At 69.6% G+C, this 20,015-nt stretch carries 24 protein-coding genes; 12 read left to right on the top strand and 12 right to left on the bottom strand.

The features are described from left to right. Positions 1 to 2 precede the first annotated feature (2 nt). Positions 3 to 341, bottom strand: a complete 339-nt coding sequence (locus tag J8M50_RS31855; protein WP_010353607.1) for a trypco2 family protein — start codon at positions 339 to 341, stop codon at positions 3 to 5. A 49-nt stretch (positions 342 to 390) separates the two neighbouring features. Beyond that, positions 391 to 1,260 carry a 1-aminocyclopropane-1-carboxylate deaminase/D-cysteine desulfhydrase gene (locus tag J8M50_RS31860; RefSeq protein WP_100216759.1) on the bottom strand — a complete coding sequence of 290 codons (870 nt, stop codon included), beginning with the start codon at positions 1,258 to 1,260 and terminating at the stop codon, positions 391 to 393. A gap of 170 nt (positions 1,261 to 1,430) precedes the next feature. Here J8M50_RS31860 and J8M50_RS31865 point away from each other — a divergent pair, with 170 nt between their 5' ends. The 3 genes from J8M50_RS31865 to J8M50_RS31875 all read left to right on the top strand — a co-directional run bounded on the left by J8M50_RS31865 (position 1,431) and on the right by J8M50_RS31875 (position 4,544). Next, complete coding sequence (locus tag J8M50_RS31865) at positions 1,431 to 2,834, top strand: family 2B encapsulin nanocompartment shell protein (RefSeq protein WP_010353605.1); 1,404 nt, start codon at positions 1,431 to 1,433, stop codon at positions 2,832 to 2,834. Positions 2,835 to 2,850: 16 nt separating this feature from the next. Beyond that, the gene (locus tag J8M50_RS31870) at positions 2,851 to 3,924 is read left to right on the top strand and encodes a family 2 encapsulin nanocompartment cargo protein polyprenyl transferase (protein WP_010353604.1); all 1,074 of its coding nucleotides are present in this window, start codon (positions 2,851 to 2,853) and stop codon (positions 3,922 to 3,924) included. A gap of 308 nt (positions 3,925 to 4,232) precedes the next feature. Further along, complete coding sequence (locus tag J8M50_RS31875) at positions 4,233 to 4,544, top strand: DUF952 domain-containing protein (protein ID WP_010353603.1); 312 nt, start codon at positions 4,233 to 4,235, stop codon at positions 4,542 to 4,544. A 127-nt stretch (positions 4,545 to 4,671) separates the two neighbouring features. Here J8M50_RS31875 and J8M50_RS31880 read toward each other — a convergent pair whose 3' ends face one another. From J8M50_RS31880 to J8M50_RS31890, 3 genes are read right to left on the bottom strand one after another with little or no spacing between them, the layout of a single operon-like run. Next, positions 4,672 to 5,409 carry a VOC family protein gene (locus J8M50_RS31880; RefSeq protein ID WP_010353602.1) on the bottom strand — a complete coding sequence of 246 codons (738 nt, stop codon included), beginning with the start codon at positions 5,407 to 5,409 and terminating at the stop codon, positions 4,672 to 4,674. Beyond that, positions 5,406 to 5,819: a VOC family protein gene (locus tag J8M50_RS31885; RefSeq protein WP_010353601.1), complete on the bottom strand. Its 414-nt coding sequence runs from the start codon at positions 5,817 to 5,819 to the stop codon at positions 5,406 to 5,408. Before J8M50_RS31885 ends, J8M50_RS31880 begins: the two co-directional genes overlap by 4 nt. A gap of 10 nt (positions 5,820 to 5,829) precedes the next feature. After that, a complete protein-coding gene (locus tag J8M50_RS31890) occupies positions 5,830 to 6,234 on the bottom strand; it encodes a helix-turn-helix transcriptional regulator (protein WP_040836432.1) in 405 nt (134 codons plus the stop codon). Positions 6,235 to 6,328: 94 nt separating this feature from the next. On the opposite strand from J8M50_RS31890, the gene J8M50_RS31895 reads away from it, so the two are divergent. Further along, the gene (locus tag J8M50_RS31895; protein ID WP_010353599.1) at positions 6,329 to 7,483 is read left to right on the top strand and encodes an inorganic phosphate transporter; all 1,155 of its coding nucleotides are present in this window, start codon (positions 6,329 to 6,331) and stop codon (positions 7,481 to 7,483) included. A gap of 18 nt (positions 7,484 to 7,501) precedes the next feature. Further along, entirely contained in the window at positions 7,502 to 7,735 is a 234-nt protein-coding gene (locus J8M50_RS31900) for a hypothetical protein (RefSeq protein WP_010353598.1), read from the top strand. 61 nt (positions 7,736 to 7,796) lie between these two features. Here the strand turns inward: J8M50_RS31900 and J8M50_RS31905 are convergent, their stop codons facing one another. Beyond that, complete coding sequence (locus tag J8M50_RS31905; RefSeq protein ID WP_010353597.1) at positions 7,797 to 8,420, bottom strand: LysE family translocator; 624 nt, start codon at positions 8,418 to 8,420, stop codon at positions 7,797 to 7,799. Between the two features lie 65 nt (positions 8,421 to 8,485). Here J8M50_RS31905 and J8M50_RS31910 point away from each other — a divergent pair, with 65 nt between their 5' ends. Beyond that, positions 8,486 to 8,965, top strand: coding sequence for a GNAT family N-acetyltransferase (locus tag J8M50_RS31910; protein WP_029183838.1), 480 nt, complete (start codon positions 8,486 to 8,488; stop codon positions 8,963 to 8,965). Between the two features lie 68 nt (positions 8,966 to 9,033). Here the strand turns inward: J8M50_RS31910 and sodN are convergent, their stop codons facing one another. Continuing rightward, positions 9,034 to 9,429 carry a superoxide dismutase, Ni gene (gene sodN, locus J8M50_RS31915; RefSeq protein ID WP_010353595.1) on the bottom strand — a complete coding sequence of 132 codons (396 nt, stop codon included), beginning with the start codon at positions 9,427 to 9,429 and terminating at the stop codon, positions 9,034 to 9,036. 145 nt (positions 9,430 to 9,574) lie between these two features. Here sodN and sodX point away from each other — a divergent pair, with 145 nt between their 5' ends. Further along, complete coding sequence (gene sodX / locus J8M50_RS31920) at positions 9,575 to 10,015, top strand: nickel-type superoxide dismutase maturation protease (RefSeq protein ID WP_029183837.1); 441 nt, start codon at positions 9,575 to 9,577, stop codon at positions 10,013 to 10,015. Here the strand turns inward: sodX and J8M50_RS31925 are convergent. Next, a complete protein-coding gene (locus tag J8M50_RS31925; RefSeq protein ID WP_010353593.1) occupies positions 9,919 to 10,548 on the bottom strand; it encodes a CGNR zinc finger domain-containing protein in 630 nt (209 codons plus the stop codon). The genes sodX and J8M50_RS31925 overlap by 97 nt on opposite strands. A 94-nt stretch (positions 10,549 to 10,642) precedes the next feature. Here J8M50_RS31925 and J8M50_RS31930 point away from each other — a divergent pair, with 94 nt between their 5' ends. Then, positions 10,643 to 11,401 carry a class I SAM-dependent methyltransferase gene (locus J8M50_RS31930; protein ID WP_010353592.1) on the top strand — a complete coding sequence of 253 codons (759 nt, stop codon included), beginning with the start codon at positions 10,643 to 10,645 and terminating at the stop codon, positions 11,399 to 11,401. A gap of 208 nt (positions 11,402 to 11,609) precedes the next feature. On the opposite strand, the gene J8M50_RS31935 is transcribed toward J8M50_RS31930, so the two are convergent. The 3 genes from J8M50_RS31935 to J8M50_RS31945 are packed head-to-tail and all read right to left on the bottom strand — an operon-like array spanning position 11,610 to position 14,310. After that, positions 11,610 to 12,371 carry an amino acid ABC transporter ATP-binding protein gene (locus tag J8M50_RS31935; RefSeq protein WP_029183836.1) on the bottom strand — a complete coding sequence of 254 codons (762 nt, stop codon included), beginning with the start codon at positions 12,369 to 12,371 and terminating at the stop codon, positions 11,610 to 11,612. Beyond that, a complete protein-coding gene (locus J8M50_RS31940) occupies positions 12,368 to 13,309 on the bottom strand; it encodes an amino acid ABC transporter permease (protein WP_010353590.1) in 942 nt (313 codons plus the stop codon). The genes J8M50_RS31935 and J8M50_RS31940 overlap by 4 nt, the downstream gene beginning before the upstream one ends. A 32-nt stretch (positions 13,310 to 13,341) precedes the next feature. Then, the gene (locus tag J8M50_RS31945; RefSeq protein WP_010353589.1) at positions 13,342 to 14,310 is read right to left on the bottom strand and encodes an ABC transporter substrate-binding protein; all 969 of its coding nucleotides are present in this window, start codon (positions 14,308 to 14,310) and stop codon (positions 13,342 to 13,344) included. 667 nt (positions 14,311 to 14,977) lie between these two features. On the opposite strand from J8M50_RS31945, the gene J8M50_RS31950 reads away from it, so the two are divergent. The 4 genes from J8M50_RS31950 (at position 14,978) to J8M50_RS31965 (ending at position 18,257) form a co-directional block, all read left to right on the top strand. Continuing rightward, positions 14,978 to 16,174, top strand: a complete 1,197-nt coding sequence (locus J8M50_RS31950) for an NAD(P)-dependent malic enzyme (RefSeq protein WP_010353588.1) — start codon at positions 14,978 to 14,980, stop codon at positions 16,172 to 16,174. A gap of 243 nt (positions 16,175 to 16,417) precedes the next feature. Beyond that, positions 16,418 to 17,383: a zinc-binding dehydrogenase gene (locus J8M50_RS31955; protein WP_010353587.1), complete on the top strand. Its 966-nt coding sequence runs from the start codon at positions 16,418 to 16,420 to the stop codon at positions 17,381 to 17,383. Positions 17,384 to 17,484: 101 nt separating this feature from the next. Continuing rightward, complete coding sequence (locus tag J8M50_RS31960) at positions 17,485 to 17,694, top strand: RNA polymerase sigma factor sigma-70 region 4 domain-containing protein (RefSeq protein WP_010353586.1); 210 nt, start codon at positions 17,485 to 17,487, stop codon at positions 17,692 to 17,694. After that, positions 17,694 to 18,257 carry a Clp protease N-terminal domain-containing protein gene (locus tag J8M50_RS31965; RefSeq protein WP_010353585.1) on the top strand — a complete coding sequence of 188 codons (564 nt, stop codon included), beginning with the start codon at positions 17,694 to 17,696 and terminating at the stop codon, positions 18,255 to 18,257. The genes J8M50_RS31960 and J8M50_RS31965 overlap by 1 nt, the downstream gene beginning before the upstream one ends. A gap of 31 nt (positions 18,258 to 18,288) precedes the next feature. On the opposite strand, the gene J8M50_RS31970 is transcribed toward J8M50_RS31965, so the two are convergent. Continuing rightward, positions 18,289 to 19,332, bottom strand: coding sequence for a PadR family transcriptional regulator (locus tag J8M50_RS31970; protein WP_010353584.1), 1,044 nt, complete (start codon positions 19,330 to 19,332; stop codon positions 18,289 to 18,291). Positions 19,333 to 20,015 lie beyond the last annotated feature (683 nt).

Below are 20,015 nucleotides of genomic sequence, written 5' to 3' on the forward strand. Positions count from 1 at the left end.
GCTCAGCGGCCGAACGCCGAGTCCAGGGCGCCGGCCTCGGGCGGATGCTCGTTGCTGATCAGCAGCGGGTTGCCGGAGGCGTCCTTGGGCGTGAGGACGAACTTCACGCGGTGCGTGTCCTGCTTGCCGACCTTGCCGCTGACGTCCGCCGACACGACCGCGCTGAAGATCCGGCTCACCCCGACCTTGGCGGTGGCCTCCTTGGTCAGCGTGAACGCGAACTCCAGCTCGATGGGCCCCACTTCGAAGGAGAGGCCGCTCGTCGCGCCCGCCGTCGCCGCACCGAGCAGCTCGTCGCGCAGCGCCTGGACCGCCTCGCCCACACCGATCTCGTCCGCCACAGGTTCCCCCCTGATCGCCGGTCAACTGGCTCACTGTACGGCCGTCGGATCAGCCGGGGAACGGGGTTCCCGTGATCACCGCCGCGAGTGTCGTCCCGCGCGGGAAGGCGCCTTCGCGGGTCAGGGTGACAAGTCCGTACAGCAACTTGGCGACATAGAGACGCTCCACCGGCAGGCCGTGCCGGTCCTCGAAGTCCCGGGCGAAATCCTCCAGTTCGGGGGTGGTGCGGGCGTAGCCGCCGAACGGGAAGCGGTGGTCCAGGTGCCAGTTCGTGAACTCCCGGCCGAACGCCTCGCGTTGGAGGGCGCGGATCTCCTCGGTGAGGAAGTCGCCCTTCAACACCGGGACGCCCAGCGCGTGTTGGCCCGGGGCGAGGCCGGCCGCCAGGCCCGCCAGGGTGCCGCCCGTGCCGCAGGCGACCGCCGCCACGTCGACACCGGCGAGCTCCTCGCCCAGGGCCCGGCAACCGCGTACGGCTGCCGCGTTGCTGCCGCCCTCGGGGACGACGTACGCGTCCTCGGCGTCCGCCTCGCGGAGGATTCTCGCGAGGGTCGCCGGGTTGGACTTGTGGCGGTACGTCGTGCGGTCGACGAAGTGGAGGCGCATGCCGTGGGCCGTGCAGTGGGCCAGGGACGGGTTCAGGGGGCGGGCGGCGAGTTCGTCGCCCCGGACGACGCCGATCGTGGAGATGCCCCGGGCCGCTCCGGCGGTGGCCGTCGCGCGGAGGTGGTTGGAGTAGGCGCCGCCGAACGTGAGAAGCGGACGGCCGGACGCCGCTTCGAGGTTCGGGGTCAGTTTGCGGTACTTGTTGCCGATCAGGGTGGGGTGCAGGAGGTCGTCGCGTTTCAGCAGGAGACGGACGTCGTGGCTGGTGAAACGTTCGTCCCGGGTTTCCTGGAGCGGGGAGGGCAGGGGCACCCGGTCATTGTCGAACACCGTTCGGTGGAACGTGCCCCTTCCCACTCTTGCGATGATCCATTCCCGCTCTTTCGTGTAATACCACTACCGGCTCAGCTGCGGAAAGCTTGCCCGCGAGATGAGTGCCCGGCACACCACGTGCCGGTGCATGTAGCGGGAGGGCAATCCACATGTCGGTAGGCGAAGAGATCCGCACCGAAGAGGGCGCGCCGCAGCAGAGCCTCGGAACGGCCGCGGCGCGGAACCTGGCCACCACCACCAAGTCCGTTCCGCAGATGCAGGAGATCAGTTCCCGCTGGCTGCTGCGCACGCTGCCGTGGGTCGACGTCCAGGGCGGCACGTACCGGGTGAACCGGCGGCTCACGTACTCCGTCGGCGACGGCCGCATCACCTTCGTCAAGACCGGCGACCGCGTCGAGGTGATCCCCGCCGAACTGGGCGAACTGCCCGCGCTGCGCGGCTACGAGGACGAGGCGGTCCTCACCGAGCTCGCCTCGCGCTCCCGCCAGCGCGAGATCGGCGCCGGGGAGGTCATCGCCTCCTTCGGCAGCTCGAACGACGAGGTGTTCATGCTGGCGCACGGCCGCGTCGAGAAGGTCGGCACCGGCCCCTACGGCGACGACCAGGTCCTCGGCGTCCTCGCCGACGGCGCCTACTTCGGCGACGAGGCCCTCCTCGACGACGACGCGATCTGGGAGTTCACCGCCCGCGCGGTCACCGCCTGCACCGTCCTCACCCTGTCCCGGCAGGACTTCCAGCAGGTCGCCGAGCGCGGCGACTCGCTCCGCGCGCACCTGAGCGAGCTGCGCTCCATCCCCGCGCAGAACACCAACAAGTACGGCGAGAAGGCCGTCGACCTCGCGGCCGGCCACTCCGGCGAGCCGGACATCCCGCACACGTTCGTCGACTACGACGCCTCGCCCCGCGAGTACGAACTCAGCATCGCCCAGACCGTGTTGCGCATCCACTCGCGCGTCGCCGACCTCTACAACCAGCCGATGAACCAGACGGAGCAGCAACTCAGGCTCACCGTCGAGGCGCTGAAGGAGCGCCAGGAGCACGAGCTGGTCAACAACCGGGAGTTCGGGCTCCTCACCAACTGCGAGTACGACCAGCGCATCCAGCCCCACGACGGCGTGCCCGGGCCCGACGACATGGACGAGCTGCTCAGCCGCCGGCGCGGGACCAAGCTGTTCCTCGCGCACCCGCGCGCCATCGCCGCGTTCGGGCGTGAGCTGAACAAGCGCGGGCTCGTGCCCGAGACCATCGACATCGAGGGCAACCGCATTCCCACCTGGCGCGGCGTGCCGATCTACCCCTGCAACAAGATCCCCGTCACCGAGGCCCGCACCAGCTCCATCATCGCCATGCGTCTCGGCGAGAAGGACCAGGGCGTCATCGGGCTGCGGCAGTCCGGGCTGCCCGACGAGATCGAGCCCAGCCTGTCCGTGCGGTTCATGGGCATCAACGAGCAGGCCATCATCAAGTACCTCGTCACCGCGTACTACTCCGCCGCCGTCCTCGTCCCGGACGCCCTCGGTGTCCTGGAGAACGTCGAGGTCGGTCGTTGGTGACCCTCCGTCCCGCCGTGTGTGCCCGCCCTTCGGGGCGGGTGCGCACGTGACCCTTCAGGCCGGGGAAGTGGCCCACGAGGCCGCGCTCATCCTGGAGCGCGCCCGCGCCGACGTCGATCCCCAACTCCGGTTCGCCGTCGACTCGTTGCCGCCCGAGATGCGGCGGGTCGCCCGGTACCACTTCGGGTGGCAGGACGCGGAGGGGCGGGCGGTCCACGGGAACGCGGGCAAGGCGATACGGCCCGCCCTGGTGCTGGCCGCGGCCGAGGCGGTCGGGGGGACCGCCGGGCGTACGGCCGCCGTTCGGGGCGCCGCCGCTGTCGAACTCGTCCACAACTTCACGCTGCTCCACGACGACGTCATGGACCGTGATCCCACGCGCCGGCATCGGGCCACCGCGTGGAACGTCTTCGGCGATCCCGACGCGATCCTCTCCGGGGACGCGCTCCAGGCTCTCGCCTTCCAGCTCCTCGCCGGGGACTCCCATCCCGTCGCCCTTGCCGCCGTCGGGCGGCTCGCGGCCTGTGTCATCGAGCTGTGTGAGGGGCAGCAGGTCGATACGGCCCTCGAACGCCGGGATCCCCGTGAGGTCGGGCTGTCCGAGGTGCTGCGGATGGCCGAGGCGAAGACCGGGGCGCTGCTCGGGTGTGCCTGTGCGATCGGGGGGTTGTACGGCGGGGGGTCCCTTGAGGTGGTCGAGTCCCTTGACGCGTTCGGGCGGCAGGCCGGGCTTGCGTTTCAGCTCATCGACGATGTCATCGGGATATGGGGGGATCCGTTGCATACCGGGAAGCCTGCGGGGGCGGATCTGGCGGCTCGGAAGAAGTCGTTGCCGGTTGTCGCGGCGTTGACCTCCGGTGGTTTGGCGGGGGAGGAACTGGCCGCGCTGTATTCGGTGCCGTATGTGGCGGGGGATCTTGAGCGGACGGCTCTCGCTGTGGAGCGGGCCGGGGGGCGGGACTGGGCTCAGATCGAGGCTGCGGATCGGATGGGGGTGGCGTTGGGGGAGTTGGCTCGGGCTGTGCCGGATCCGGAGCGGGCGGGAGGGTTGTTGACGTTGGCCGAGTTTGTTACTCGGCGGAGTAGTTGAGGGGGTTGTCGGTTGGGTGCGGGTTCGTTGTGGCTGGTCGCGCAGTTCCCCGCGCCCCTGGAGATGCGGGCCCCTGCGGGGCCGCATCCACGGGGGTGGTTGGTCGCGCCCGCGCGGCGGTAGCCGCACATCAGATACAGCCCCGCGCCCCTGAAATGCGGGCCCCAGCGGGGCCGCATCACGGGGCGGTAGTCGCGCATCAGATACAGGCCCGCGCCCCTGGAAGATGGGTGCTTCGCACCCGGTCTTCCATCGGACCAGGTCCCGCACATCCCCACGGTGTGCGGGGCCTGTTTTATCGTGGCGGCATGTCTGAGACCTCGTCCTATGTCCTGCATCTGACCGAGCGTGCTCTTTGGGAGGAGGCTCAGGAGCGGGAGCTCTATGAGTGGTCCACCCGGGGGCGGACCCTTCAGGAAGAAGGGTTCGTGCACTGTTCGACCCGGGAGCAACTCGCCGGTACCGCCGCGCTCGTGTACGGCGATGACGACGTCGATCTCGTGGTGCTCGTGATCGATCCGGCTCGGCTTGGGGTGCCGGTGAAGTATGAGGGTGGGTTTCCGCATGTCTACGGGGCCGTTCCCGTGGGGGCGGTTGTGGATGTCGAGGTGTGGGGGTGAGGCGGTGGGGCGTCGGGGTGTGGCTTGCCCTTGTCGTCGTCGGGGGTGGGGTGACCCTCTGGCTTCAGGATTCGGCTCGGCCTCCTATGCACATGGGGTGGTACGACGCGAGGTCCACGCCGGCCCCCTAGCCCCTCGGCAGGCCGCCCGTCTCCGCGTCCCGCCCCGTCAGGCAGTACAGGCCGTCGTCGGGGTCCCTCATCACCGTCCAGTACGGGAACTCGGCCACCGTTCGTGCTCCCAACTTCTCGTGGTGGGAGCGGACTTCCGGGATGTTCGGGGACGCCGCGAAGTCCAGGTGTGCGGTCAGGGGCTGTTCCTGGGTCGTGCGTTGGAGGAGGACTCGGATGGGGAGGCCGGGGGGTGGGGTGAGGACGTGGAACTCTGGGAGGGAGCCGGGCGTTGAGGTCCATGTGGGGAGCAATGCGGTGAAGAAGGCTGTTTCTGAGGCGTAGGTGGATGGGGGGATGTCGATGCTTACCTGGTCCAGGCGGCTCGCGGAGTGGACCGGGGGGCGGGTGGATTCGCCTTGCCAAGGGACCGCGCAGAAGAGCTGGCCCGCGGGGGAGCTGAGTACGGCCCACGTGGTGTGGTCGGCGATCATTCGCGCTCCCAAGTCCACCGCACGCGCGGCGAATTCGGGTACGTCCGTCACCGCGAAGTCCAGGTGCGCGCCGCCGGGTCCCTCGGCGACCGTCTGGAACTTGAGACACGGGTCGTACCCGTCGGGCGGAAGGAGCGTCGCGAACTCGGCCTCGTCTCCCCGGGGTTCGGACAGGCGCGTACCCGTCACCTTCGTCCAGAAGTCGGCGGACGCCGGAGAGGGGCGGTCGATGAAGGCATAGGTCCAGCGGACGTCGCTCATACCGGTCGCTCCATGAAGCGCAGAAGGTTGCCCGCCGGGTCACGCAACGCGCAGTCGCGGACGCCGTACGGCTGGTCCGTGGGGTCCTGGAGGAGGTCGTAGCCCGCCTCGCGGACGCGGGACGCGAGCGCGTCGCAGTCCGGGGTCGCGAAGATCGCCCCGCGCAGCAGGCCCTTCGCCAGCAGGCGGTTCAGGGACTCGCGGTCGGCGGCGGAGGCGTCGGGATTCGCGTCCGGGGGTTCGAGGACGACGGAGACGTCGGGCTGGAGCGGCGAGCCGACGGTCACCCAGCGCATCCCTTCGTACGAGACGTCGTTACGGATCTCCAGCCCCAGCACGCCGACGTAGAAGTGCAGGGCCTTGTCGTGGTCGTCCACGGCGATGAAGCACTGGTGGAGTTTCAGGTCCATGCCGGTCAGCTTAGGGACGGCGGCGGCGTTTCGGCCTGGTGTACGTCCGGGCAACGCACGGCGGGATCACCGCGCTCTCCTCGTGCGACCGCGCCCGGTACGCGCTCGGCGTCTCCCCCACCAACTCCGTGAACCGCGAGCTGAACGACCCCAGCGACGTACACCCCACGGCCATGCACACCTCGGTCACCGACAGATCCCCGCGCCGCAGCAACGCCTTGGCCCGCTCGACCCGCCGGGTCATGAGATACGCGTACGGCGTCTCCCCGTACTCGGCGCGGAAGCTGCGCTGGAAGTGCCCCGGCGACATCAGCGCGGTCGCGGCGAGCACGGCGATGTCCAGCGGCTCGGCGTACTCCCGGTCCATCCGGTCCCGGGCCTGCCGCAGTCGCACAAGATCCTCGACGCTCACCATGCCCGCCAGCATGGCACGCGGCGCGTTCACTCTCCTGGCCGAGGCTTTGCCTGGGGTTCGCCCGGGATTGGCCTGCGCTTGTTTGCATGGGGGAATGGATCACATCACGTTCCTGGTGGCGGTGGTCATCGTCACGGCGCTGGCCTTCGACTTCACCAACGGTTTTCACGACACGGCCAACGCGATGGCGACGTCCATCGCGACGGGCGCGCTCGGACCGCGTACGGCCGTACTCATCAGCGGCGTCCTGAACGTCGTCGGCGCGTTCCTGTCGACGGAGGTCGCGAAGACGATCTCCGGCGGGATCGTGGACGACACGCTCGTCACGCCGGGGATGATCTTCGCCGGGCTGGTCGGGGCCATTCTCTGGAACCTCATGACCTGGCTGGTAGGGCTGCCGTCCAGCTCCTCGCACGCGTTGTTCGGCGGGCTGATCGGCGCGGTGTGGGTCGGCGCGGGCGAGCACGGCGTGCACTTCGACAAGGTCGTCGAGAAGGTGCTCGTCCCGGCGGTCGCCTCCCCGGTCGTCGCCGGGGTCGCGGCGCTCGGGGCGACGTATCTCGCGTACCGGATCACCGAGCGGGCCAAGAAGAAGCCGGTCGAGAAGGGGTTCCGGTACGGGCAGATCGCCTCCGCCTCCCTCGTCTCCCTCGCGCACGGCACGAACGACGCGCAGAAGACCATGGGCGTCATCACCCTCACGCTGATCTCCGCGGGCGCGCTCGGGCACGACGCCGGACCGCCGGTCTGGGTCATCGCCTCCGCGGGCCTCGCGATCGGCCTCGGCACGTACCTCGGCGGCTGGCGGATCATCCGGACGATGGGCAAGGGGCTGACCGAGATCCAGTCCCCGCAGGGGTTCGCGGCCGAGACCGCGTCCACGGCCGTCATCCTCACGTCCGCACACCTCGGGTTCGCGCTCTCCACGACCCAGGTCGCCTCCGGGTCCATCCTCGGCGCCGGGCTCGGCCGCCGGCTCGCGGAGGTCCGCTGGAGCGTCGCGGGCAAGATGGTCGTCGCCTGGCTGGTCACGCTGCCGGCCGCCGCGCTCGTCGGGGCCGTCGCCGCGTACGCCGTCAAGCACGGCGGGAACTTCGGTACGACGGTGGTCGCGCTGATCGGCGTCGCCGTCGCCGGGGGGATCTTCCTCGCGTCCCGGCGCAATCCCGTTCACGCGAGCAACGTCAATGACGCGCACGAGGTCACCTTGCGCAGTGAGGCGCCGGCGCACGTCGGCACGGCCGCCTGAGTCTTTAGGAGACACCTGATGCATCTCAACTGGAGTGCCCTCGGCCAGGTCGCCGTGGTCAGCCTCGGCGTCACCGTCGCGGTGGTCGTCGTCTTCAGCCTCGGCGTCCTCGGCCTCGCGCGGGGCCCGGAGGAGGGTTCGGCGGACGGCACGGCGACGGTCGCCGGCCGGGTCCAGGCGGGCCTGTGCTTCCTCGCGTGCGCGGCTGTGGTGGCGTACGGGATCTATCTGATCGTGCCGCAGTTCCACTGAGGGGTTGCGGGGTACGGCGGTTCGGGCTTCGGCTCGGGCCGCCGTTGTCGTACGGGGCTGCTCAGGGCTGCGCCGCCAGGCGAACTCCCAGGCCGATCAGGAGAGTTCCGCAGAGGCGTTCCATGCGGCGGCGGATCTGGGGGCGTTGGAGGAAGCCTCCCGCGCGGCCGGCGAGCCAGACGAGGGGGGTGTACCAGATGAGGTCCATGGCGGCCCAGATCACCGCCAGCGCGAGGAGCAGGGGGAGCGCGGGGGCCGAGGAGGGGACGAACTGGGGGAGGAAGGCGATCGCGAAGACCCCGGCCTTGGGGTTGGCGAGGTTCGTGACCAGGCCCTGGACGAAGGCGCGGCGCAAGGAGGGTGAGGCGGCGGGCGGGGCCTGCGCCGGGGCGGCGTGGAGGCGGCGGGCCTGCCACAGGGCCCGGGCGCCCATCCAGACCAGCACCACCGCGCCGGCGATCCGGATCGCGTCGTACGCCAGCCGCGAGGCCAGCAGCAGCGCCGAGAGGCCGAAGGCGGTGGCGAGGCCCCAGACCAGGACGCCGCACTCGTTGCCGAGGACCGTGGCCATGCCGTAGCGGCGGCCGTCCGTGGCCGCGCGGCGCAGGATGACGATCGTGCTCGGGCCGGGAACCATCGAGACGAGGAAGGCCGCGCCCGCGAACGCGGCGAGAGAGGTCAGCACAGCGGCAGTGTCCCCGGCGGGGAACCGGATGGACAGAGGGCCTCCTCCCGCACATGATCGGGCACATGATCAGAAACGCCACCGTGGACGACGTCGCGGACATCCGCGCCATGATCCGTGAACTCGCCGAGTACGAACGGGCGGTGGAGCAGGCGACGGCCACCGAGGAGCAGCTTCGGGAGGCGCTGTTCGGGGCGGAGCCGGCGGCGTACGCATTGATCGCCGAGGACGACGGGACCGGCGGAGTCGTCGGATACGCCCTGTGGTTCCCCCGCTTCTCCACCTGGACCGGGACCCGGGGCCTGCACCTGGAGGACCTCTACATCCGCCCCTCCGCACGCGGCGGCGGCCACGGCAAGGCCCTGCTCGCGGCGCTCGCCGCGATCTGCGTGAGCCGGGGGTACGAGCGCTTCGAGTGGTGGGTCCTGGACTGGAACGAGCCCGCCATTGCCGTATACAAGTCCCTCGGCGCGGAGTTCCTGGACGAGTGGCGGATCTGCCGGCTGAGCGGTGCGCCGCTGGAGGAACTCGCCGCATCTGTCTGAAAAACGACCGCACCCGGCGCCCATGAAAGGCGGCCGGGTGCGGTCGGGGAAAAGCTGAAAGCCTGTGGTCAGGCCTTCTTCGTCTCCCAGAAGATGCGGTCGATCTCGGCGATGAGTTCGAGCGCCTTCTCGCCGGTCTTCGGGTCCGTGGACGCCTTCGCGGCCGAGAGGGCCTTGAGGGTGTCGTTGACCAGGACGTGCAGCTCCGGGTACTTCTCGAAGTGCGGGGGCTTGAAGTAGTCGCTCCAGAGCACGGACACGTGGTGCTTCGCGAGCTCGGCGCGCTGCTCCTTGATGACCACGGCGCGGGCCTGGAAGTGCGGGTCGTCGTTGGCGGCCATCTTCTCCTGCACGGCCTTCACCGACTCCGCCTCGATGCGGGCCTGGGCCGGGTCGTACACGCCGCAGGGCAGGTCGCAGTGGGCGCTGACCTTGACCTTGGGGGCAAACAGGCGGGAAAGCATGGAGCGTTCCTTCCTCGTGATCGTCTTCTCAAGTGGGAGATTACTCCCTGAGGGACGGCTTTTCGCGGGCGCCCCCGGGGGCTTAGGACCAAAGTCCGGGGTGACACTGGACCCGCGGAGGACATATCCAGGGGAGGTGCCGGCGATGCCGGAGCTGTCGCGGGAGGCAGGAGTGGAACGCGGAAGGGCGGCCACGCCGTTCGGACTCGCCGAGGTCACGGGGCCGTCCATGGTGCCCACGCTGCGCCACGGCGACCAGCTGGTCGTGCGGTACGGCGCGAAGGTGCGGGCCGGGGACGTCGTCGTCCTGCGCCACCCCTTCCAGCAGGACCTGCTCGTCGTGAAACGGGCCGTGGAGCGCCGGGACGGGGGGTGGTGGGTCCTCGGGGACAACGCGTACGCCGGCGGCGACTCCACGGACTACGGGACCGTTCCCGACGACCTCGTGCTCGGGAAGGTCCTCTTCCGGTACCGGGCGGTCGAATCCGGTCAGCGGTCGCCGGTCGCGCTCGCGCGCTGGGCGCTCACCGCCGTACGGCCCGTGCTGTCCGACCGGTCGGCCTCCAGGCGTTTGCGGGCGCGGTAGGCCGCCACGTTCGCGCGGGTCGCGCAGCGGTCCGAGCAGTAGCGCCGGGAGCGGTTCGTCGACGTGTCCAGGTACGCGTTGCGGCACGGTGCCGCCTCGCACAGGCCCAGGCGGTCCACGCCGTGTTCCGTGAGGTGGAAGGCCAGGCCCATCGCCGCGATCGCCGCGTAGCCCGCCGTGGCGTTCGACGGGTGGTCCGCGAGGTGCATGTGCCACAGCGGGTTGCCCTCGTCGTCCCGGAAGTCGTGGCCCGAGATCTGGGGGCTCACCGGGAACTCCAGGAGCAGGGAGTTCAGCAGGTTCACGGCGAGGGGCTCGTCCTTCGCGTCCGCCGCGTCGAACACCGCCCGCAGGCGGGCCCGTACGGACCTGAAGCGGGTCACGTCCGCGTCCGTGACCCTCCTCGCCGCCTCCTGGCTGCCGCCGAACAGGTCCCTCACCGCGTCGACCGAGGTCAACGCGTCCTTGTTGCGCGCCGGTTCCTCGGTGTTCACCAGACGTACGGCGTAGTCCGAGTAATAGGCCAGTTCCACTTGTAGTCCTTACGGAGGCGTTCTATCGTCGTCGTGGGCTCGGTCGGTAATGGCCGGTTGCCCTTACAGGGTATTACGTACGCGGGGAGGGTTCATGAGTACCGTCGACATCACCGACTGGGCCGGGTGGCAGCGGAGCTGGGACCGGCAGCAGGAGTGGTACCTGCCGGACCGGGAGGAGCGGTTTCGGGTCATGCTCGACATGGTCGAGGCTTTTGCCGGTACGGCGCCGCGTGTGCTCGACCTCGCGTGCGGGACCGGGACCATTACCGCGCGGCTTCTCGAACGGTTTCCCGACGCCGTGTCCACCGGTGTCGACCTCGATCCCGCGCTGCTCGCCATCGCGCACGGGACCTTTGACGGGGATGCGCGGGTGACGCTCGTCGAGGCGGACCTCCACGATGCCTCGTGGGTCTCCCTGCTGCCCTATGACTCGTACGACGCCGTCCTCACCGCGACCGCGTTGCACTGGCTTCGGCGGGGGCCCCTGGAGGCGCTGTACGGGCAGCTTGCCGGGCTGCTTCCCGAGGGTGGGGTGTTTCTCAACGCCGATCACATGGTCGATGAGTCGACTCCTCGGATCAATGCGGCGGAGCGGGCGCTGCGGGGTGCTCGGCAGGGTGCCGCGAAGGACTCCGGCGCCGTTGACTGGGCCTCGTGGTGGGAGCTTGCCGCCGCCGATCCTGTGCTCGCCGGGCCCACCGCTCGGCGGTTCGAGATCTATGGGGAGCATGCGGAGGGGGACACGCCGTCCGTGGAGTGGCATGCCGGGGTCCTTCGGGGGGCCGGGTTCGGGGAGGTGCGGGGGGTGTGGTGCTCGCCTTCGGACACGTTGCTGTTGGCGTTGCGGTGAGTTAGTTTTTCGCCCCCGCCGCCCCTACCCTCCCCCAAGCTCTTCGAGCAGGGGGGACCCCCACATCCCCAAGGGGTGCTGCCCCTTGGACTACCCCGCCAGGGGCTCTGCCCCTGGACCCCGTTCGGCCCTGAAAGGGCCTCGTCCTCAAACGCCGGACGGGCTGAAATGTGGGGGCCGTACGTGTGTACGGCCCCCCTTTTTTTCGTTACAGCACCTTCGACAAGAACGACTTCGTTCGTTCGTGCTGGGGGTCCGTGAGGACGTCCCTTGGGTTGCCTGACTCGACTACTACGCCGCCGTCCATGAAGACCAGGCTGTCGCCTACCTCCCTGGCGAAGCCCATTTCGTGCGTGACTACCACCATCGTCATGCCCGATTCCGCCAGGTCCCGCATGACGTCCAGGACGTCGCCCACCAGTTCGGGGTCCAGGGCCGAAGTGGGCTCGTCGAAGAGCATCAGTTTCGGGTCCATTGCCAGAGCCCGGGCGATGGCTACGCGTTGTTGCTGGCCGCCTGAGAGTTGCGAGGGGTAGTTGGCTGCCTTGTCCGCCAGGCCGACTCGGTCCAGGAGTTGCATCGCCCGGTCCTTGGCCTGGGACTTCGCTGTGCCTCTGACCTGGATCGGGGCTTCCATGATGTTCTCCACCGCCGTCATGTGCGGGAAGAGGTTGAAGCGCTGGAAGACCATGCCGATGTCGCGCCGCTTGAGCGCGACCTCGCTGTCCTTCAGCTCGTACAGCTTGTCGCCCTTCTGGCGGTAGCCGACGAGTTCGCCGTCCACGTACAGGCGGCCGGCGTTGATCTTCTCCAGGTGGTTGATGCAGCGGAGGAAGGTGGACTTGCCGGAGCCGGAGGGGCCGATGAGGCAGAAGACCTCGCCGGACTTCACCTCCAGGTCGATGCCCTTGAGGACCTCGACGGGGCCGTACGACTTGTGCACGCCCTCGGACTTGACCATGGAGGTCACGCGGCACCTCCCTTGGGGCGGCCGAGGCCCAGTACGTTGACCTTGATCTTCTGGAGCGGCGTCGGCGGGAGCTGGCGCGAGGAGCCGCGCGCGTAGTACCGCTCGATGTAGTACTGGCCGACGCTGAACACCGAGGTGAGCAGCAGGTACCAGGCCGCGGCGAGGAACAGCATCTCGGCGGGTGCGCCGGAGGTCTGCCCGATGTCCTGGGCGACCCGGAACAGTTCGCTGTACTGGACGACCGACACCAGCGAGGTCGTCTTCAGCATGTTGATGACCTCGTTGCCCGTCGGCGGCACGATCACGCGCATCGCCTGCGGGATGACGATCCGCCGCAGCGTCTTCGACTGGCTCATGCCGAGCGCGTGGGACGCCTCGGTCTGGCCCTCGTCCACCGCGAGGAGGCCCGCGCGGCAGATCTCGGCCATGTACGCGGCCTCGTTGAGCCCGAGCCCGAGCAGCGCCGTCAGCAGCGGCGTCATGAAGCTGGACCAGTAGTCCTTGTAGATCGGCCCGAGGTTGATGTACTCGAAGACCAGGCCCAGGTTGAACCAGACGACGAGCTGCACCAGGACCGGCGTACCCCGGAAGAACCAGATGTAGAACCACGCGATGGACGAGGTCACCGGGTTCTTGGAGAGCCGCATGACGGCGAGCAGGATGCCGCCGACGATGCCGATCGCCATCGAGAGGACCGTCAGGAGCAGCGTCTTGCCGACGCCCTCGACGACCCGGTCGTCGAAGAAGTAGTCCGGGATCGCCCCCCAGTTGATCTTGCCCTGGGAGAAGGCGTAGACGATGCTGCCCAGCAGCACCAGGGCGACCACGGCCGCCACGTAGCGGCCGTAGTGACGGACGGGGATGGCCTTGATGGCCTCGGGGCCGGCCGGCGGGGTGTCCGCCGGGCCGCCGTCCGTCTTGTCGATGTCAACAGTCACAGGTGTTGCCTCTCAGCGCCCGTTCCTCCGGGTCACTTGCCGGCATTGACGGTGGCCTGGGTGACGGCACCGGAGGGGACGCCCCACTTGGCGAGGACCTTGGCGTACTCGCCGTTCTTGATGATCGCGTCCAGCGCGGCCTTGACCGCGTCGCGCAGCTGGGTGCCGGTCTTGCTGAACGCGATGCCGTACGGCGCCGCCTCGACCTGCTCGCCGACGAGCTGGAAGTCCTTGCCGCCGCCGGACGTCTTCACCGCGTACGCCGCGACGGGGAAGTCGGACGAGCCCGCGTCCGCGCCGCCCGCGCGCAGGCGGGTCTGGGCGTCCTGGTCGCTGTCGAAGGACTCCATGGCGATGCTCTTGCCCTTGGGACACTTCTTCGTCTCGGACTTCGCGAGGTCCTCGGAGACCGTGCCGCGCTGCACGACGATCTTCTTGCCGCAGAGGTCGGCCCAGGTCTTGATGCCCTGGTCCTTGCCCTTGGGGGTGTAGATCGAGACGCCGGCCGTGAAGTAGTCGACGAAGTCGACGCCCTCGCCGACCTTCTTGCCGGAGTCCGCGTCGATGCCGTTCTGGCGGTTCTTGGTGTCGGTCATCGCGGACATGACCAGGTCGTAGCGCTTGGCGCGCAGACCGGTGACGAGGGACGTGAACGTGCCGTTCTCGAACTCGAACTTCACGCCGAGCTGCTTGCCCATCGCGTCGGCGAGGTCGGGGTCGATGCCGACCACCTTGCCGGAGCTGTCCTTGAACTCGACCGGCGCGTACGAGATGTCCGAGCCGACCTTGATGACGCCCTTGGAGCGGATGTCCGCGGGCAGCTTCGCGGCGAGCGGGGCGGACGCGGACGTGTCGGACGAGGACGAGTCCGCGCCCTTGTCCTTGTCCTTCGTCTGGTCACCGCACCCGGTGAGGATCAGCGCGCCCGCGACCGCGAGGGAGCCGACCGCGGCCAGACGGGTGCGCGCGGTGGTCGTACGGCGGGTGGTGCTTGCGGTCATCGTGGGTTCCTCCGGCGGATGGATGGAGTTGCCGATCGTGCGGGCACGGTCGACGGAGTCGGCCGTACTCCAGGACGGTGAGCGCTGCCGATGGGTTCGGTGGCGCCTGGTCGCGTCTACACACACCTTCGAGTGTCGCGACCTCGTGTGATTACGGCATCTTGCCATTCGGACCATGCCGTGCACGCGGGAACCGATGTCAAAATCGGATAACGGGCGGTCCGGAAGAAGCGTCGGTCCGCGCCGCCGTGGCCGGTCCTGGCCGGATCATCTGCTGGAATGGTCCGTTCCGTCCGGAAGATCTTCTGCGTATCTCAGGATGTGGAACCGGACCGGCTGGGTTTTCGAGGTTGTCAAGAGTTGTTCTTGAGCTTGTCCGTATATCACTGCATGAGTCATGTCACTGGGATATGACCTCCGGAGCGGGATGTAGAGCGTCGACAGATCGAGGCATGTGACCTTGCACGGATCCGACTCGTGCGGGGTGCGGTCCGTCGAGTACAAAGGTTGTTCTACACCCCTCATCCGGGGCTCAAGGGCGCGTGTGCGGCGTGCTCGTCGCGTACTGGTCTGGTCTGGCGTCACCGCCGTGGGTCGTACGCGGTCCCGCCCGCTCCTCAATCAGGGGCGGCCACCCTCAAACATGAACGCGTAAGGGGTACGACACATGGCAGCGGAGATCGTCAATCCTCGCAGCGACAGCACGGACGACGCCTTCGATCCGGCTTTCGCGCTGCACCGGGGCGGGAAAATGGCCGTTCAGGCCACCGTTCCGATCCGTGACAAGGACGACCTGTCCCTGGCCTACACGCCCGGCGTCGCCCGCGTGTGCACCGCCATCGCCGAGAATCCGGAACTCGTCGACGACTACACGTGGAAGTCGTCCGTCGTCGCCGTCGTCACCGACGGTACGGCCGTCCTGGGGCTCGGCGACATCGGGCCCGAGGCCTCCCTCCCCGTGATGGAGGGCAAGGCCATCCTCTTCAAGCAGTTCGGCGGCGTCGACGCGGTGCCGATCGCGCTGGCCTGCACGGGCGTCGACGAGATCGTCGAGACCGTCGTGCGGCTCGCGCCGTCCTTCGGGGGCGTCAACCTCGAAGACATCTCGGCGCCGCGGTGCTTCGAGATCGAGCGGCGGTTGCAGGACGCGCTCGACATTCCCGTCTTCCACGACGACCAGCACGGGACCGCTGTCGTCACGCTGGCCGCGCTGCGGAACGCCGCTCGGCTGAGCGGGCGTTCCATCGGTGAGCTGCGTGCGGTCATCTCCGGCGCCGGGGCCGCTGGCGTCGCCATCGCGAAGATGCTCGTCGAGGCCGGGATCGGGGACGTCGCCGTCGCCGACCGGAAGGGGGTCGTCTCCGCCGATCGCGACGACCTCACCGACGTCAAGCGGGAGCTTGCCGGGTTCACCAACAAGGCTGGGCTGAGTGGGTCCCTTGAGGACGCGCTCGCCGGGGCCGACGTGTTCGTCGGGGTGTCCGGGGGGACGGTGGCCGAGTCCGCCGTTGCTTCCATGGCGCCCGGGGCGTTCGTGTTTGCCATGGCCAATCCCGATCCCGAGGTTCATCCCGAGGTTGCGCACAAGTACGCGGCTGTTGTGGCTACGGGGCGGTCCGACTTCCCCAACCAGATCAACAATGTGCTGGCGTTTCCGGGGATCTTTGCGGGGGCGCTTCAGGTGCGGGCTTCTCGGATCACCGAGGGGATGAAGATCGCTGCGGCTGAGGCGTTGGCGGGGGTTGTCGGGGATGACCTCGCTGCTGACTATGTGATTCCGTCGCCGTTCGATGAGCGGGTTGCGCCGGCGGTTACGGCGGCTGTTGCGGCTGCGGCTCGGGCGGAGGGTGTTGCTCGCAGGTGAGTTGTGATGGCCCCGTCTGATTGGCGGGGCCATTGCTTTCCCGCGGGGCCTGCCAGGGGGTGGGCCGGGCGGGGTTCGTTGTGGTGGGTTCTGTTGAGTTCCGGGTGCGGGTTCGTTGTGGCTGGTCGCGCAGTTCCCCGCGCCCCTTGGGGGGGCGATGATGCTCACCTTCGTTTGCAAGTAGGTGTGTGTCACATCGCCGGGGCGTGTTGTTCCCCTCTTTTTCTCCCTATCGTCTAACCCATGTTTGCTGCCTACGCCGCCCGCATCGATCGTGATCAGCCGCTCAACGGGCTGGAGTTGGGGGAGCGGCCGGCTCCTGTGGCGCCGGCCGGGTGGAGTGTTGTCGATGTGCGGGCCGCCTCGCTCAATCATCACGACCTCTGGTCCCTGCGGGGGGTCGGGCTGGGGGAGGACAAGTTGCCGATGATTCTGGGGTGTGATGCCGCCGGGGTCGATGCGGACGGGAACGAAGTCGTTCTGCACTCCGTCATCGGGCAGACCGGGCACGGGGTCGGGCCCCGGGAGCCTCGGTCGATTCTCACCGAGCGGTATCAGGGGACGTTCGCCGAGCAAGTCGCCGTGCCTACCTGGAACTTGCTGCCCAAGCCCAAGGAGCTGTCCTTCGCCGAGGCCGCTTGTCTGCCCACCGCCTGGCTCACCGCCTATCGGATGCTGTTCACCAACGCCGGGGTTCGGCCCGGGGATTCGGTGCTCGTGCAGGGGGCCGGGGGCGGGGTCGCGACCGCGGCGATCGTGCTCGGGAAGGCGGCCGGGCTGCGGGTGTTCGCCACCAGCCGGGACGAGGCCAAGCGCAAGCGGGCCGTCGAGCTGGGGGCCGTCGAAGCCGTCGAGCCCGGTGCGCGGCTGCCGCAGCGGGTCGACGCCGTGATCGAGACCGTGGGGGCCGCGACCTGGTCGCACTCCGTCAAGTCGCTGCGGCCCGGCGGGACGCTCGTCATCTCGGGGGCCACCAGCGGGGACCGGCCCTCGCACGCCGAACTGACCCGGATCTTCTTCCTGGAGCTGAAGGTCGTGGGGTCGACGATGGGGACCAAGGACGAGCTGGAGGACCTGCTCTCCTTCTGCGCCGCCACGGGCGTACGGCCGGTGATCGACGAGGAGTTGCCGCTGGACCGCGCGCGGGAGGGGTTCGAGCGGCTGGAGTCGGGGGAGCAGTTCGGGAAGATCGTGCTGACTCGGGGGTGACGGGTCGTTGAGGGGCGGGTCCGGGTGGGCCCGCCCATTTTTCGTGCCGGTGATGTCAACTTTGGTTGACGGCCGTGCGGTGTCAATGTAAGTTGACACGCATGACCGAAGCTACGGATCTCGCGGCGCGGGCCGGGGATCGTGACCCCAGGGTCGGACTGCGCGCCGTCGTCGCCCTGCGCAGGCTGCTGGAGCAACTGGAAGCCGTGCAGGTGCGCAGCGCGCGGGTGCAGGGGTGGTCGTGGCAGGAGATCGCCACGGAACTCGGCGTGAGCAGGCAGGCCGTGCACAAGAAATACGGGAGGCAGTGATGTTCGAACGCTTCACCCAGGACGCCCGTGACGTGGTGCGCGGCGCCGTCGACCGGTGCGAGGAGTCCGGCGCGCGGACCGTCGCCGTCGAGCACCTGCTCCTCGCGCTCCTCGAACGGGAGGGCAGCCGCGCGTCCTTCGCCCTCGCCTCACTCGGCGCCGACCGCTGGCGCGACTCCGTACGGGAGGAACTCGCCGACGCCCGCCGCCGGGCCGGCCTCTCCCGCGCCGAGTCCGACGCGCTCGCCGGACTCGGGATCGACGTCACCGAGATCGTGGCGCGGGTGGAGGAGGCGCACGGTGTGGGGGCGCTGTCCGGGGACGTACGGGACAAGGGGTGGTGGAGCGGGCGGCGGTCCTTCGGGCGGGAGGCGAAGGATGTGCTGGAACGGTCGCTGCGTATCGCTGTCGCTCATCGGGACCGGCATATCGGGGACGAGCACATCTTGTTGGCGGTGACTGTTCTGCCGGGGGTGGCGGGGGAGGTGCTGGCGGATCAGGGGGTTACTTATGAGGCGGTGACCCGGGTGTTGTACGGCGGGGGTGAGTTGCGGGCGGGGTGAGGGGGCCCGCTGCGTTCGCGGGCCCCTTCTTTCATGCCTTCGGCTGCCTCAGGACTGCCTCGATGTGGGCCGCCGCCGTGGACAAGTGGTGGCGGGTCTCCCGGAGTTGGTCCGGCGTGACGCCGTGGTCGCGGGCCGCGTCGCGGATGTCGTCGCGGAAGCGGTCGAGGAGGCGGTCGAGGTCGCGGGCGGGGTTGTCGGTGGGGGGTTCGTGGGTCCAGGAGGGCTCGTACTCGAACGGGACGTCCTCGGCGGTGGTGTGGTGGTCCGAGGTGGCAGTGCCCTCCCGGGAGGGTGTGCCCGCGTCGAACGTGAAGCCCAGGTCCTTGCCGAAGCCCTTCCCGAAGTCCTTGCCGAAATCGCCGAACTCCTTGGCCAGTTCGGTCAGGCCCTCGCGGACGCCGGTCGGCCAGTCGCCCCGGGAGAAGTGGTCCTGCACCTGCTCCTGGACCCGGCGGGCGATGCGCTGCACCTCCTCCTGGGCCTGCGCGCGGGCGTGGTCCTGCGCCTCCTTGGCCAGGCGGCGGGCGCGCTGGGCCTCCTCGCGGGCGCGGCGGCTCTCGTCCTTCGCGCGGCGGGCCTGGTCCTTCCAGCCCTGCTTGACGCGGCGCATCTCCTCCTTCGCCGCCTGCCACGACTCGTCGTCCTCGCCGCCCTTGGCGTGGAAGGCGCCGCCGTCGGTGCCCTCGCGGGCCTGTGTCGCCGCCGCGCGCATCTCCCGGCGGAGGTCGCCGGCCGCGCCCCGGACGTCCGCCCGGATCTCCGCCGCCAGCTCGGCGACCGACTCGCGGATCTCCAGCTCCAGGTCGGCGAGTTCGCCGCTGCGGTCGGCGAGTTCGGCGCGGCCGGCGTCGGTGATCGCGTACACCTTGCGACCGCCCTCGGTGGTGTGGGTGACCAGTCCCTCGGCCTCCAGCTTGGCGAGGCGGGGGTAGACCGTGCCGGCGGAAGGGGCGTACAGGCCCTGGAAGCGTTCCTCCAGGAGGCGGATCACTTCGTAGCCGTGGCGCGGGGCCTCGTCCAGCAGCTTGAGCAGGTAGAGGCGCAGGCGGCCGTGGGCGAAGACGGGGGGCATGTCAGAGCACCTTCTTGTCGGTCGGGCCGCCGGGGGTGTCGCCGGTGGGGGAGGGGGCGGGGTCGGTGGGGGTGGCCGGGGAACTCTGGGGGGTCGAGGGGGAGTTGGCGGTGGCTGGGGTGGCTGGGGTGGCTGGGGTGGCTGGGGTGGCTGGGGTGGCTGGGGTGGCTGGGGTGGCTGGGGTGGCCGGGGTGGCTCGCGGGTCCGCCAGGTCTGCCGGGTCCGCCGGGTCTACGGGGGTGGAAGGGTCCCGAGCATCTCGTGGGTCTGTCGGGTCCGCCGGGTCTGTCGGGTCTATGGGGGTGGAAGGGGTCCGGGCGTTTCGGGGGTCCGCCGGGTCTGTCGGATCGAAGAGGGCGCGGGCATCAGCCGGGTCCATCGGGTCCACGGGGTCGGAGGCGTCGAGGGCGTCGGCCGGATCCGCCGGGTCCGCCAGGTCCACGGGGTCAGAGGGATCGTGGGCGCTAGCTGGATCCGCCGGGTCTACGAGGTCCGAGGGGGCGTGGGTGTCAGCCGGGTCTACGAGGTCTGAGGGGGCGCTGGCGTCTTGGGGATCTGACGGGGTCTGCGGGTTCCGGGTGTCCCGAGCGTCCGACGGGTCCGAGGGGTCACCGGCGTCTCGGAGGTCCGGTGTGTCCTGGAGGTCGGCGGCATCCCTCGGGTCCCGGGGGTCGGGGGAGGTC

This window comes from Streptomyces acidiscabies, from assembly GCF_020010905.1.
Lineage (GTDB): Bacteria > Actinomycetota > Actinomycetes > Streptomycetales > Streptomycetaceae > Streptomyces > Streptomyces acidiscabies.

Excerpts from the sequence above, each read along its gene's own strand:
- J8M50_RS31965 (WP_010353585.1), top strand. The coding sequence starts at position 17,694 with ATGTTCGAACGCTTCACCCAGGACGCCCGTGACGTGGTGCGCGGCGCC.
- J8M50_RS31885 (WP_010353601.1), bottom strand. The coding sequence starts at position 5,819 with ATGGACCTGAAACTCCACCAGTGCTTCATCGCCGTGGACGACCACGAC.
- J8M50_RS31955 (WP_010353587.1), top strand. The coding sequence starts at position 16,418 with ATGTTTGCTGCCTACGCCGCCCGCATCGATCGTGATCAGCCGCTCAAC.
- J8M50_RS31875 (WP_010353603.1), top strand. The coding sequence starts at position 4,233 with ATGTCTGAGACCTCGTCCTATGTCCTGCATCTGACCGAGCGTGCTCTT.
- sodN (WP_010353595.1), bottom strand. The coding sequence starts at position 9,429 with ATGCTTTCCCGCCTGTTTGCCCCCAAGGTCAAGGTCAGCGCCCACTGC.
- J8M50_RS31970 (WP_010353584.1), bottom strand. The coding sequence starts at position 19,332 with ATGCCCCCCGTCTTCGCCCACGGCCGCCTGCGCCTCTACCTGCTCAAG.
- J8M50_RS31880 (WP_010353602.1), bottom strand. The coding sequence starts at position 5,409 with ATGAGCGACGTCCGCTGGACCTATGCCTTCATCGACCGCCCCTCTCCG.
- J8M50_RS31945 (WP_010353589.1), bottom strand. The coding sequence starts at position 14,310 with ATGACCGCAAGCACCACCCGCCGTACGACCACCGCGCGCACCCGTCTG.
- J8M50_RS31895 (WP_010353599.1), top strand. The coding sequence starts at position 6,329 with ATGGATCACATCACGTTCCTGGTGGCGGTGGTCATCGTCACGGCGCTG.
- J8M50_RS31890 (WP_040836432.1), bottom strand. The coding sequence starts at position 6,234 with ATGGTGAGCGTCGAGGATCTTGTGCGACTGCGGCAGGCCCGGGACCGG.
- J8M50_RS31910 (WP_029183838.1), top strand. The coding sequence starts at position 8,486 with ATGATCAGAAACGCCACCGTGGACGACGTCGCGGACATCCGCGCCATG.
- J8M50_RS31865 (WP_010353605.1), top strand. The coding sequence starts at position 1,431 with ATGTCGGTAGGCGAAGAGATCCGCACCGAAGAGGGCGCGCCGCAGCAG.
- J8M50_RS31900 (WP_010353598.1), top strand. The coding sequence starts at position 7,502 with ATGCATCTCAACTGGAGTGCCCTCGGCCAGGTCGCCGTGGTCAGCCTC.
- sodX (WP_029183837.1), top strand. The coding sequence starts at position 9,575 with ATGCCGGAGCTGTCGCGGGAGGCAGGAGTGGAACGCGGAAGGGCGGCC.
- J8M50_RS31930 (WP_010353592.1), top strand. The coding sequence starts at position 10,643 with ATGAGTACCGTCGACATCACCGACTGGGCCGGGTGGCAGCGGAGCTGG.
- J8M50_RS31950 (WP_010353588.1), top strand. The coding sequence starts at position 14,978 with ATGGCAGCGGAGATCGTCAATCCTCGCAGCGACAGCACGGACGACGCC.
- J8M50_RS31960 (WP_010353586.1), top strand. The coding sequence starts at position 17,485 with ATGACCGAAGCTACGGATCTCGCGGCGCGGGCCGGGGATCGTGACCCC.